11 protein-coding genes are annotated in these 12,355 nt (G+C 43.6%); 4 read left to right on the top strand and 7 right to left on the bottom strand.

Annotated features, from left to right (window positions below):
* Positions 1 to 6 precede the first annotated feature (6 nt).
* The 4 genes from EV282_RS01725 to EV282_RS01710 form a co-directional block, all read right to left on the bottom strand.
* Positions 7 to 1,536 (bottom strand): glutathione ABC transporter substrate-binding protein, encoded by a 1,530-nt coding sequence (locus EV282_RS01725; RefSeq protein WP_130293234.1) that lies wholly within the window; start codon positions 1,534 to 1,536, stop codon positions 7 to 9.
* Between the two features lie 16 nt (positions 1,537 to 1,552).
* Positions 1,553 to 2,449, bottom strand: coding sequence for an ABC transporter permease (locus tag EV282_RS01720; protein WP_130293232.1), 897 nt, complete (start codon positions 2,447 to 2,449; stop codon positions 1,553 to 1,555).
* Between the two features lie 18 nt (positions 2,450 to 2,467).
* Entirely contained in the window at positions 2,468 to 3,409 is a 942-nt protein-coding gene (nikB, locus tag EV282_RS01715) for a nickel ABC transporter permease (RefSeq protein WP_130293230.1), read from the bottom strand.
* Positions 3,410 to 3,824: 415 nt separating this feature from the next.
* Positions 3,825 to 4,274, bottom strand: coding sequence for an Lrp/AsnC family transcriptional regulator (locus tag EV282_RS01710; protein WP_130293228.1), 450 nt, complete (start codon positions 4,272 to 4,274; stop codon positions 3,825 to 3,827).
* Between the two features lie 277 nt (positions 4,275 to 4,551).
* Between EV282_RS01710 and yhfH the strand changes: the two genes are divergently transcribed.
* The 3 genes from yhfH (at position 4,552) to aceA (ending at position 7,869) form a co-directional block, all read left to right on the top strand.
* A complete protein-coding gene (yhfH, locus tag EV282_RS01705) occupies positions 4,552 to 4,683 on the top strand; it encodes a protein YhfH (protein ID WP_083207884.1) in 132 nt (43 codons plus the stop codon).
* An 83-nt stretch (positions 4,684 to 4,766) separates the two neighbouring features.
* Positions 4,767 to 6,356, top strand: a complete 1,590-nt coding sequence (aceB, locus tag EV282_RS01700) for a malate synthase A (RefSeq protein ID WP_130293226.1) — start codon at positions 4,767 to 4,769, stop codon at positions 6,354 to 6,356.
* 226 nt (positions 6,357 to 6,582) lie between these two features.
* The gene (aceA, locus tag EV282_RS01695) at positions 6,583 to 7,869 is read left to right on the top strand and encodes an isocitrate lyase (RefSeq protein ID WP_130293224.1); all 1,287 of its coding nucleotides are present in this window, start codon (positions 6,583 to 6,585) and stop codon (positions 7,867 to 7,869) included.
* Between the two features lie 268 nt (positions 7,870 to 8,137).
* Here aceA and EV282_RS01690 read toward each other — a convergent pair whose 3' ends face one another.
* From EV282_RS01690 to EV282_RS01680, 3 genes are all read right to left on the bottom strand, one after another.
* Positions 8,138 to 9,097, bottom strand: a complete 960-nt coding sequence (locus EV282_RS01690) for an ABC transporter permease (RefSeq protein WP_130293222.1) — start codon at positions 9,095 to 9,097, stop codon at positions 8,138 to 8,140.
* Positions 9,069 to 10,019, bottom strand: coding sequence for an ABC transporter ATP-binding protein (locus EV282_RS01685; protein WP_130293220.1), 951 nt, complete (start codon positions 10,017 to 10,019; stop codon positions 9,069 to 9,071). Before EV282_RS01685 ends, EV282_RS01690 begins: the two co-directional genes overlap by 29 nt.
* A 133-nt stretch (positions 10,020 to 10,152) precedes the next feature.
* A complete protein-coding gene (locus EV282_RS01680) occupies positions 10,153 to 11,061 on the bottom strand; it encodes a DMT family transporter (RefSeq protein WP_130293218.1) in 909 nt (302 codons plus the stop codon).
* Positions 11,062 to 11,409: 348 nt separating this feature from the next.
* Between EV282_RS01680 and EV282_RS01675 the strand changes: the two genes are divergently transcribed.
* On the top strand, positions 11,410 to 12,327 hold the full coding sequence (locus EV282_RS01675; RefSeq protein ID WP_130293216.1) for a DMT family transporter: 918 nt from the start codon (positions 11,410 to 11,412) through the stop codon (positions 12,325 to 12,327).
* The last annotated feature ends 28 nt before the right edge of the window (positions 12,328 to 12,355 follow it).

Here is a 12,355-nt window from a genome sequence, read left to right as displayed (position 1 = left end):
TTATCCCTACTCTCTATGAACGCTGTATAGTGACCACTGTCCTGTAGGTTCCATCTTAAAGCCTTTAACAGATTTGTCGTAAGCAGCTGATGCGATCCCATGATAGATCGGCAATACTGGCAGCTGTGTCATGACGTATTCGTCTGCTTTTGTTAAGATTTCCTGGCGCTGTTCCTGATCGACAACTGAACGAGACTGATCGATCAGCTTATCAAGTTCAGCATCCTTATAACGGCTTAAGTTTGTTGCATCAATGTTCGCTGAATGCAGACGCGGGAACAATAGTTCACTTCCGTCACCTGTTACATTCGACCAGCCGGCAATCGTAATATCAAAGTCACCTGTTTTGGATACATCAAGATATGTGCCCCATTCAAGCGTTTCGATCTTGGCTGGAATCCCGACTTCTTTTAATTGAGCTTGGATGACTTCTGCCATGTTCATATATGATGCTGTGTTCGCGACAAGCATCTTGACTTCTTTTTTATCAAATCCGTTAGCCTTCACGAGCTCTTTTGCTTTTTCTTGGTCAAACTCAGGTCCTTTTTCGTCTCCCGGATGTCCGAATACTTCAGGTCCGATGAAGGAGTTGGAGAAGACGCCTAGTCCGTTCAGCTTTTTCAGATAGCCTTCGCGGTTGATCGCATGTGATACTGCTTGTCTGAATTTCAGGTCGTTCATCGGTGCTTTTTCCATGTTGAATGCCAGATAATAAACCGGTGTTCCGTCCACTTTTTGAGTTTCAACGTTCTTGATCTTTTCTAGTCGCGGCATAAGTTCAGGTGCTAACCCGTCGATCAGCTGAACTTTACCGGTCTGAAGCATGGAGATCGCTGTTGATACTTCTGGAACGACGGTGAACGTAATCTTCTCTAGCTTAGCCGGCTTCTGCCAGTAATCTTCATTCTTCACAAGTACAATGTCATCACCGTTTACTTTTTCAGAGAACTTGAATGGTCCTGTTCCAACAGGGTCTTTCATAAGATCCTGCTTTTTGTCAGCTGTCGGTGAAACGATGGCTGCATTTGAGTGCGTTAACGCCGCAAGCATCGGACCGTACGGCTTTTCTGTTTTTAAAACGACAGTATGCTCGTCCTGAACTTCGATGGATGAAACCGGTGCTAAAAGAGAGGCACGCGGTGCAGCGGTTGCAGGATCTTTTAATTTATCGAACGTGTATTTCACCGATTCTGCGTTAAAAGGCGTCCCGTCATGGAACTTGATATCTTTCTTTAGCTTGATCACCCATGTATTTTCATCAGGATTCTCATAGGATTCTGCAAGGTGGGGAACAATTTCCCCTTTGCTGTCACGGACAAATAGCGTTTCATAGATCTGCTCGATAACCGTAGATGATACAGAATCATTTGTAAGAATTGGAGATAGACCTACAACTTTCGAGGTTGTTGCATACGTTAGTTCTTGTTTGGCATCACCCGCACTTCCACCTGATGAAGAACTGCTGCTGCAACCCGTTAAAGCCAAAGACAATACAAAAAGAACAGCTAGTAAACTAGTAAACCACTTTTTTCCCATTTGTAATCTCCCCCTTTTATTTATCCAAACTCATTCCTTGATCGAGAGCGTCGCGAAGTGCGTCGCCGACAACATTAAACGCAAATACAACAAGCATGATCGCTATACCGGGAACGACGATCATATGAGGCGACGTCCACATATATTCTTGCCCTGCCGCGATCATCGCTCCCCATTCAGGAGTCGGCGGCTGTGCACCTAACCCTAAGAAACTTAATGATGCGGTCGATAGAATCGCTGTTGCCATTCTCATGGTGGCAAATACGATGATCGGCGCTGCACAGTTCGGCAGCACATGTTTGAACATGATACGAAGATCGCTCGCCCCGAGAGATTTCATGGCTATGATGTACTCTTGTTTTTTAATAGAGAGGACACTTCCCCTTACGATTCTTGCACAGGTTGGAATGGACCAAATACTGATCGCAATGACGACATTTACAAGGCTTGTCCCTAAAATGGCGATGATTAACATGGCTAGCAGAATCCCAGGAAAGGCAAACATTAAATCTACAAATCTCATAACGATGCCGTCCAGTCTTCTGTAATAACCTGATAGAAGTCCGAGGATCACGCCGCCGACCAGTCCTAGACTTACTGCGCCAATTCCGACTAAAAGCGAGATCCTTGCGCCGTATACGATCCTGCTCCAAATATCACGTCCGTAATTATCCGTCCCGAGCACATGGCCTTCTGTACCAATCGGCAGTTCACTCAGTTCCAGGTTCTGCTTGTTCGGATCAACCCCTACGATGGCAGGTGCCGCAAGCGCCATGAACAGTTGTAAGGCGATTATGATTAAGCCGACGATCGCCATTTTGTTCCTAATGAGGCGTTTCCATGTTTTTAGCAGTGCAAACTCTTTCTTTTTCTTATGTGCAGGCAATTGATGTGTGACCACTTCCGTTGACATGTTATCCCCCCTTTCCTTTTATTCGTAACTGATTCTCGGGTCGATAAAGGCGTACACGATATCGACAATCAGGTTTACTAAAACGAAAAGTGTTGCTACTAGAAGAACCGAACCTTGAACCATCGGAAAGTCTCGAGCGGCGATCGATTCAATCATGAGCCTTCCTACTCCATTAATGGCAAAAACAGATTCTGTAATGATGGTGCCTCCAAGCAGGAAGCCGAAGTTCAAGCCGATGACCGTAATGACTGGTATCATGGCATTTCTCAAACAGTGCATCATGATGACTGTTTTTTCGCGAACGCCTTTTGCTCTGGCTGTTCTTACATAATCTGCCCGGATGACTTCGAGCATCGCCGACCGGCTCATTCGAGCGATCATGGCAGCTGAACCTGTACCAAGTGTGATGGCGGGAAGTGCGAGCTGTTTCATCCCTTCGATCGTCCAAAACGGTTCGGTAAGCCCGCCTACAGGAAACCATTGAAGATTGACGGCAAAAATGAGGATCAATATAGCACCTAGCCAAAAGTTAGGTATGGAGATGCCTCCTAATGCGATGACGGTGCATAATCCGTCAAACCAAGTGTTATGTTTTAGTGCAGATATAATGCCTGTTGTTACTCCAATCACGATTGCAACGATAATACTCGCGATCGCTAGATTAAGTGTGTTTGGAAACCGATCGATGATGGCTTCTGATACCGCTTGTTTCGTTTGATAGGAGAACCCTAAGTCACCGGTAAAGATGCCTTTTACGTAATCAAAATACTGTGTGAGCAATGGCTCATTCAATCCGAGATTTTCTCGTATTGCCTCTACATCTTCCTGGGTTGCGGTTGGTCCGCCTATGATACTTGCAGGATCTCCCGGCGCAATGTGCATGCTCATGAAAACGATAAATGAAATGCCTATTAATAAGAGCACCAGCTGGAAAATCCGTCTTACAATCAATCCTGCCATTTCCTCTTCACCTCTCCCTTTTTTTCAACTTTTCGATTATATTTCGTTCATTTACATTCCGTTTGTTAACCGAAATAAGGATTTAAATTAACAAACGATTTTAATATTGTTTCTGATTATAAAATATATTCTGACTATTTTCTATACGTTATTATAAACAAAATAAAATCACGACTATGTTCTTACAAACTTTGATAGAGTATGCGGAAATTTGTCCTAGCAGAGCGGAAAACGTAGTAATTTTTGCTTATAAAAGAAGTAATGAGGGAGATGAGTGGGCTCAGTGAGGGGTATGAATGCCGGTTGGTAGGTTTAGTAGTTCTTCATTGATACACTGTTAGACAAACCCACAGCCATAAAGAAAGACCACACGCCTAAATTACTAGCATGCAGTCTTACTCTTTCTATCATTCAATTATAGTTTTAATCCGGATCTGCTCTTGAATCTTCTTAATAGGATATGAGATTCCACTCTGGAAATCCCTTTGATTCCATAGAGTTCGTTGTTTATGAACTTCTCCAGCGAAGGAAAGTCTTCTACTAAAACGTGCATATGTAAGGTACTCGGGCCAGTCATCTGATAGCAGCTGGCTACACTGGGATTATTCACCAGCTTCTCGGCTACTTTTACGAGGTAGGCGGGTTCACAGTCAACTTCAAAAAAAGCTGAGACTGTTTTTCCGGCCGCCTCAGAATCAATGACGACGCTGAACTTCTCAATAACGCCTGCTTTTCTCATCTGGTTCACACGCTCTCGAACGGAGACCCGCGAAAGGTTCAACTCTTTACCGATCTCTGCATAAGACATTCTTCCATCATGAGTCAGCAGCTCTAATATTTTTCGATCTGTATCATCTATTTTCAATAAAATCACCACGTTTACTTTGAATGCATTCATTGTAAGCGTTATTTTCTAAAAATTCAAATAGAGTTCCCGATTTCAGATTCATTCTCTGTACTACAACAGTTTGAAAGACTCTATTTTTTATAAAAATATGGATAAAAGCCAATAAAAACGTAGGGCAGATGACTTAATTTGCGAAAAAAATGAAAAATGTTATAAAACAGTTGTTGCAAAATTTAATCTGTTATAATACAATGCATTATAATCAAATCAAACAAAAAAACAGGAGGAATTTAAAATGAAAAACTATCTTGAGCTTCACTTCAATATTCCAAAGAAGACGTGTGTCGAGTGTGGATGTGTGATCGAGGAGCAGCATGAATCTTACCTTTATGAGTGTGAACGCTGTATCGGAAAACACGAAAGGTAAATTTTTTTACACATACTGTTATATAACAATTAATTTCTGTTTCACCTGTTCAATAACATAATCAGAAAGGAATGTCGCTAAAAATGAAAATTGATACGTCAAGTCTTCATGTAACAGGAAATACCCCGCCCGAATATGAAAAGATCTTAACACCTGGTGCAATTCTCTTCTTAAAATCACTGCATCTGCAATTCAATTCAACACGAAAAGAACTTCTGAAAAAGCGCACGATCAAACAACAGGAAATTGATTCTGGGGTATTCCCCACCTTTCTGAGTGAAACAGAACATATCCGTAACAGCAATTGGACGATCGCTCCCCTTCCTCAGAATCTTCAAGACCGCCGGGTTGAAATTACAGGACCTGTTGACCGGAAAATGATTATCAATGCTCTAAATTCCGGCGCAAAAGTTTTCATGGCTGACTTAGAGGACTCCAACTCACCGACTTGGGAAAATACAATTGAGGGTCAGATTAATCTGAAGGACGCGGTCAACCGTACGATTTCTTTTGAAGGACCAAACGGAAAAAAATACGAGCTCCGGAATAATCCAGCTGTACTAATCGTTCGTCCCCGCGGCTGGCATTTAGAAGAAAAGCATATCGTGGTCGACGGTGAACCGATGTCTGGGAGTTTAGTAGATTTTGGACTTTATTTTTATCACAATGCCAAAACGCTGATCGAAAACGGTTCTGGCCCTTACTTCTATCTTCCTAAAATGGAAAGCCACTTGGAAGCACGTCTCTGGAATGATGTATTCATCTACGCACAGGAACAGCTAGGTATTCCAAGAGGAACAATCAAAGCAACCGTACTAATCGAAACGATTGTTGCAGCGTTTGAAATGGATGAGATTTTATATGAACTGCGCGATCATTCGGCAGGCGTCAACTGCGGACGTTGGGATTACATTTTCAGCTATATTAAGAAGTTCCGCAATCAGCCACATGTCATTTTGCCTGACCGTTCACTTGTTACGATGACGGTACCATTCATGCGATCGTATTCTCTTCTTGCGATCAAGACGTGCCACAAGCGGAATGCACCGGCAATCGGCGGAATGGCGGCACAAATTCCGATTAAAAATGATGAAAAAGCGAATGCGGCTGCTTTTGAAAAAGTGCGAGCTGACAAAGAACGCGAGGCGACGGACGGCCATGACGGAACATGGGTTGCCCATCCGGGACTCGTACCTGTTGCGATGGAAGTATTCGACCGGATCATGCCAAAGCCGAACCAGATCGACCGTAAACGTGAAGATGTCGTTGTAACAGCTGACGATTTAGTGGCTGTGCCAGAAGGTGAGATTACAGAAGAAGGATTGCGCGTCAACATAAGTGTGGGCATTCAATACATCGCTTCATGGCTGAGAGGAAAAGGCGCAGCGCCGATCAATCACCTGATGGAAGACGCAGCTACGGCGGAGATTTCGAGAGCCCAAGTGTGGCAATGGATCCGCCATCCGAAAGGCGTTTTAAGCGATGGCCGTAAAGTGACTTTCGAGCTGGTAGAGGACTTAAAGTTAGAAGAAGTTCAAAAGTTGAAGCAGCAAATGAATGAGGATTCATTCAATAAAGACCGGTTTATGGAAGCAGTCGGGTTGTTTGATGAACTGATCCGTGAAGATGAGTTTCAAGATTTCCTGACTAATAGAGGTTATGACATTTTATAAATCATATGCTTCGTGACTCTTGAAAGAAGTTGATTTCCGTTACAGGTACTCGCTTTCCGCGGGGTGTGCGGTGAGCCTCCTTGGCGCTATGCACCATTAGGAGTCTCACCTGTCACACTGATCCCGCAGGAGTCTCGCACCTTTCACTACAATCAACTTGTCAATGAAGAAATGTAAGCAACTATTAAATAACTGTCAAAAATAAAAACATTAAGGAGAGGGACTAATGAGTAATTCACGTGTGGAGAAGCTTAAGGAAATGTGGAAAAATGAGGAGCGCTGGCAAGGTGTAAGCCGCCCTTATACGGCTGAAGAGGTTATCCGTTTGCGCGGATCGATCGATATTGAACATACCCTAGCAAAACATGGGGCGGAAAAGTTCTGGAACATGCTTCAAAATGAAACATATGTAAACGCTTTAGGAGCTTTAACGGGGAATCAGGCCGTTCAGCAGGCGAAGGCAGGTCTGAAAGCCGTATACTTAAGCGGTTGGCAGGTCGCTGCAGATGCCAACCTTTCTGGAAACATGTATCCGGATCAAAGTTTGTATCCGGCGAACTCTGTGCCACACGTGGTAAAACGAATTAACTCTGCTCTTCAGCGCGCGGATCAGATCCAGCATTTAGAAGGCGGAAATGAAGTGGATTACTTCTTGCCGATTATAGCTGACGCTGAAGCTGGATTCGGTGGACAGTTGAACGTATTTGAATTGATGAAAGGCATGATCGAATCTGGCGCTTCCGCTGTTCACTTTGAAGATCAGCTGTCTTCTGAGAAAAAATGTGGTCACTTAGGCGGGAAAGTATTGCTGCCGACTCAAACAGCGGTTAAGAATTTGATTTCTGCTCGCTTGGCAGCGGACGTTATGGGTGTTCCGACTGTGCTGATCGCCCGTACGGATGCAGATGCTGCTGACTTGATCACCAGTGACATCGATCCGGTCGACCAGGAGTTCATCACGGGTGAACGTACAGCTGAAGGATTTTATCGTACAAAAGCTGGGCTGGATCAAGCGATCGCTCGTGGTTTGGCTTATGCGCCTTACGCAGATTTGATCTGGTGTGAGACATCTGAACCAAGCCTTGAGCAGGCTCAAAAGTTTGCGGATGCGATTCATGAACAGTTCCCTGGCAAACTATTAGCCTACAACTGTTCGCCGTCTTTCAACTGGAAAAAGAAGCTGGATGATGCCACGATCGAAACATTCCAGCAGCAGCTTGCGGCGATGGGCTACAAGTTCCAGTTCGTAACGTTGGCTGGCTTCCACGCATTGAACCACAGCATGTTTGAATTGGCAAAAGGCTACAAAGCTCGAGGAATGGGTGCTTATTCCGAGCTGCAACAGCGTGAGTTTGATAGTGAAGTGGACGGCTATACGGCTACACGCCATCAGCGCGAAGTCGGAACAGGTTACTTTGACGAAGTAACACAGCTCGTTTCAGGTGGTACAGCATCTACAACAGCATTGAAAGGATCGACGGAAGAAGATCAGTTTCAGCAGCAGGAAGCTTAACTCGTTATATAGATAGAGTAAGTGGATAGGAGAAATATAAAGAAAGGACAGGAGACGATGGCTCCTGTCCTTTTTGGGTTTTTTACGGTACGTGTTATTTTATTTTTTACACTTTCACGCAGAAAAGATGAGGTTTCACGCAAACGGTAAGGAGTTCCACGCCGTTCCCCTCTAGTTCCACGCACGTATCTTTGAGTTTCACGCACAACCTCCCTTGTTCCACGCACAAAAGGGGACAGACCCGGGTCTGTCCCCTACCATTTTACTATTAAGCCTTTACATCGCGCTTTTGGAAAACGGTGAACGTGATGGCGAGCATCACTGCTGTGTAAATCGCTAGCATGCTGATGGAAAACGGCAGCGTCAGATCTTTAATCAGCTGGTTTTGCCCATCAATCAGAGTACTGAGGTCCATGTTCGCAAACAGTGTGTAGATGATCCAGTCTTTTGTAGCGAGCAGCATCACAATTGTATTTCCTGCAAACATCGTGAACATCGCAACACCGATTGCGACTGAGTTACTCATGAAGAGTGTGGAGATCATGAACGACAGTGCGACAAGTGCAGTCAATTCAATAAACTCTACACCGATGTTCGCAAATACATATTCTACAACTGTTCTTTCTCGCACTTCCTCGGTGCCATTTACGACGAGGTATGTCTGGTCGATTCCGCCGAATCCATAGGCGAGACCGCCGACGAGCCAGGTTGTCGCAATCACCACAAGCCACATGACAAACGCAAATCCTAGTGTAGCTAAGAACTTCGACAATAAAATCTTCCATCTGCTGTACGGGCGAATCAGGAGCATCTTAATCGTACCTTTAGAAAACTCGCTCGATACGATATCACTCGCAACAACGATTACGAACAACCCGATTAAGGATGAGATTGGCGCCATTTCTTTCATGAACTTCCATGTAGTTTTTTCATATGGGGAAATGTCGTTTTCAATGGCATATTCGTTCTGCTTGATATTTGATTCAAGCATCTCGATATAAAACGCGTCATCTTCATTCTTTTTCGCTTCTGCTAGCGCTTTTTTATCGTCTTCCGTCGTCTGTATTAATTCTTGCTTCCAGTTCTCGTTCACATCCGCATCGGTCGCCACTTTGTCGTAAACCGCAACACCGATAATAATTAAAATAGGCAGTGCGATAAAAATCCATGTTCTTACTCTGCTAAAGATCTTGATCCACTCATTCGTTAACAGGGACAGCCACTTCATTCAGATCGCCCCCTTTCTTCGTCATCTCTAAGAATCGCTCTTCAAGTGTCTTCGTCTTGCGCTGAATACCGACAACGAGAACTCCCGCTAAAACGAGCTGTTTATTTAATTCGGCGATCGATTTCAAATCCGAAACCTGAACGATCAGTTCGTTCCCGCTTTCCGAGACATCCAGTTCTGGATTCATGTCTGAAAGGACCTTCTTCGCCTGATGAACATCGCCTTCGATCTGGAAGTGAACCTTCACATCTGCTTCATCTTCCTGGTTCGTGATCTCATCGATTCGAACGAGTTTTCCGTGCTGAATGATCGCAACACGGTCACACATCATCTGCATCTCAGCAAGCATATGAGAAGAAACGATAACCGATGTTCCGTTGTTCGCGAGCAGACGCAGATAGTTTCTCAAATCATAGATTCCTTGTGGATCAAGTCCGTTAGTTGGCTCATCCAGAATCAGCACGTTCGGCTTATGTAAAAGTGCCTGTGCAACACCAAGACGCTGTCTCATCCCGAGTGAATATGTCTTTACTTTATCGTGAATCGCATATTCCAGGTCTACGAGCTTTATTACTTCATCAATTCTTTCCTTCGTAACGCCAGGCATGATTCTCGCATACTGCATCAAGTTTTTGTAGCCCGACATAAAATCATAGAGCTGCGGGTTCTCAACGATCGCGCCCACTTGTTCCATCGCTTTTTCATAGTTTTCGCGAACATTGGTGCCATTTATAAAAACATCACCGTCCGTGATCGAAATCAGCCCTACAATCATACGAATCGTCGTCGTCTTCCCTGCACCATTCGGCCCGAGCAATCCAAAGATCTCGCCTTCTCTGACAGAGAAAGATAAATCATCAACGATCGTCTTGCTCTTAATCTTTTTCGTTAAATTTTTGAGTTCAAGCGTATGTGTCGTCATAGTTCCTCCTATCCTATCCCTCTAACTTATCGTGCAATAATAGATACGAATTAGAATGTACAATAGTTTCATAAATTTGTAAATAAACCCAATTATAGGGGTGGGGGTAGGGGTCAGACCCCTACCCCCACCCCTATGCAGTCATTTTTTTCTTCTGTTCAAGTTTAGTTAATCTCGTTGAAATAAAGACACCAAATATCACAAAAACTCCGCCTAACGCTTGGTACCAAGCTAGTTTTTCATCAATAAACAGTACAGCGAAAATAGCTGCGAAGACCGGGATCAAATTTAGAAAGATTCCGGCTTTATTTGGCCCCACTCGTTCTACGGCCGTGTTCCACGACATAAATGCAACAATAGAAGCAAAAACACCTGTATAAAGGATCGTTAAAATAGATCCTGCAGACCAAACGATTTCAGTCGTCTTCGCTTCCTGTATAAAAAATGGAAGCAGAATAAATATACCAAGAACCATCGAGACTGCAAAGGTGCTATATCCTGGTAATTTACCGGCATTTTGTTTTACCAATAACGAGTAAATGCTCCAGCAGATCACCGCTGCAATCACAATGAGATCCCCTGCGTTAAATGAAAACTTCAGTAAGACATCAAGTGAACCTTGAGAAATAATAATCAGCAGCCCCGCCAACGATAGCACGGTTCCGATGATCTGGTTCCGGTTCAACCGTTCGCCCAACATGAAAAAGGACAGTATATAAATGATGATCGGTGTTGAAGTATTCACAAGTGATGCGTTTATAGAAGTCGTGTAATGAAGAGCAATATATAGAAGCGTGTTAAATCCGGCAACGCCAGTGAGTGCCATGAGCAGTACAATCGGCCACTTCCTTTTCACTGTCGAACATTCTTTTTTTATTAGCGGCCACACAAAAGGCAGAAAGATAAGGAAAGCCGTGCACCACCGCAAAAAGGACAGCGAAACAGGCGGTAAACTGCTTGTGATCGCCCGACCGATCACAAAATTGCCTCCCCATATTAAAGTAGCTACCACTAGCAGTACGTATGGATTCACTTTTTTCATCGTTGTCTTCACCGCTTTTCTGTAGATTAAGTCTATTTACTGTACAATTAAGTCTAAATGCGAATAATTAGGTCTAATATTAAAAGATTAAGTCTTCATACGATGAATTAGGTCTAAATGAAAATAAATAGGTCTTTCGACAAATCTAATTTATTCCTCCAACTATATCACTTTTGAATAACAGCGGTAATCGTTCTGCTTATCTCCAATGAAATTAGTCATTTCGCCTTAATCTTAAAATTCCAAGCATTTTCTCTTTAAAAATTCTTCCAATAAGGTACAATTGAAACTAAAATCATTTTAATACTTTACTTCGTTAAGTAAAAGCAGAAGAAAGAAGATGACATGATGAAACCATACCGAACGTATTTGATCTTATTCTTTGTTATGATCGCGTGGGGTTTGAACGTGACAGCAACAAAAATTCTCGTTACGAACTTTCTACCTGTTACCATTACGGGGATCCGTGTGTTAACAGCTGGACTAACCGTATTTCTGCTACTTTTTCTCATAAAGAAAGTCCGTTGGCTGACAAAAAAGGAATTCTGGTACGTTTTTGTCGCCTCTATCTTTAATGTTGTTGCTCATCACTATTTCTTGTCGATTGGACTGACAGGAACAACAGCGACGAATGGCGGATTGATCATGGGGATGTCGCCGCTCCTTACGACGATTCTGGCTATCCTTTTTATCGGTACACCTTTAACGCCGCTTAGAGGAATTGGCCTATTGTTAGGGTTCACTGGAGTTGCTTTCATCGTCCTTGAAGGCAGCGAAGTTACCGGCATTTCGTTTGGAGATGCCTACATTTTATTATCAGTACTCACTCAGGCGGTAAGTTTTATCCTGATCAAACGGGTCGCGCACACGCTCGATCCCCGCTTGATGACCGGCTATATGATGGTCATCGGTTCGCTGTTTTTGATTGTGATTGGACTATTTGAAGAACCTGAAGGGTTTGCTGGAGTGGCCGCAAATTCAACCGTGTCATTATGGCTGATCTATTTTGCTTCTGCTTGTATTGCAACAGCGGTCGGACACATGCTCTATAACGAGGCGATCGGAAAAATCGGTGCGTCAGAAGCATCGATTTTCATAAATCTAAATCCGTTCTTCGCACTAGTCGGCGCATCCTTATTCTTGAATGAAAAAATCGGATTTCAGCACATCTTAGGATTTTTGCTAATCATAACAGGGGTTCTTTTGGGGTCTGGTGCTGTTGAGGAGATTCGCGCCAGAAGACTTCGTAAAAGGAATGCCGCTTAAACTAAACACAATCAAAAACGACCAGATC

Origin of the sequence: Fictibacillus sp. BK138 (genome assembly GCF_004216955.1) — a bacterium.
Taxonomy (GTDB): domain Bacteria; phylum Bacillota; class Bacilli; order Bacillales; family Fictibacillaceae; genus Fictibacillus.
The sequence above is the reverse complement of the archived record's forward strand: the minus strand, read 5'-3'. Positions and strand labels throughout refer to the sequence as shown.

Excerpts from the sequence above, each read along its gene's own strand:
- EV282_RS01675 (WP_130293216.1), top strand. The coding sequence starts at position 11,410 with ATGAAACCATACCGAACGTATTTGATCTTATTCTTTGTTATGATCGCG.
- EV282_RS01690 (WP_130293222.1), bottom strand. The coding sequence starts at position 9,097 with ATGAAGTGGCTGTCCCTGTTAACGAATGAGTGGATCAAGATCTTTAGC.
- nikB (WP_130293230.1), bottom strand. The coding sequence starts at position 3,409 with ATGGCAGGATTGATTGTAAGACGGATTTTCCAGCTGGTGCTCTTATTA.
- aceB (WP_130293226.1), top strand. The coding sequence starts at position 4,767 with ATGAAAATTGATACGTCAAGTCTTCATGTAACAGGAAATACCCCGCCC.
- yhfH (WP_083207884.1), top strand. The coding sequence starts at position 4,552 with ATGAAAAACTATCTTGAGCTTCACTTCAATATTCCAAAGAAGACGTGT.
- EV282_RS01680 (WP_130293218.1), bottom strand. The coding sequence starts at position 11,061 with ATGAAAAAAGTGAATCCATACGTACTGCTAGTGGTAGCTACTTTAATA.
- EV282_RS01720 (WP_130293232.1), bottom strand. The coding sequence starts at position 2,449 with ATGTCAACGGAAGTGGTCACACATCAATTGCCTGCACATAAGAAAAAG.
- aceA (WP_130293224.1), top strand. The coding sequence starts at position 6,583 with ATGAGTAATTCACGTGTGGAGAAGCTTAAGGAAATGTGGAAAAATGAG.
- EV282_RS01725 (WP_130293234.1), bottom strand. The coding sequence starts at position 1,536 with ATGGGAAAAAAGTGGTTTACTAGTTTACTAGCTGTTCTTTTTGTATTG.
- EV282_RS01685 (WP_130293220.1), bottom strand. The coding sequence starts at position 10,019 with ATGACGACACATACGCTTGAACTCAAAAATTTAACGAAAAAGATTAAG.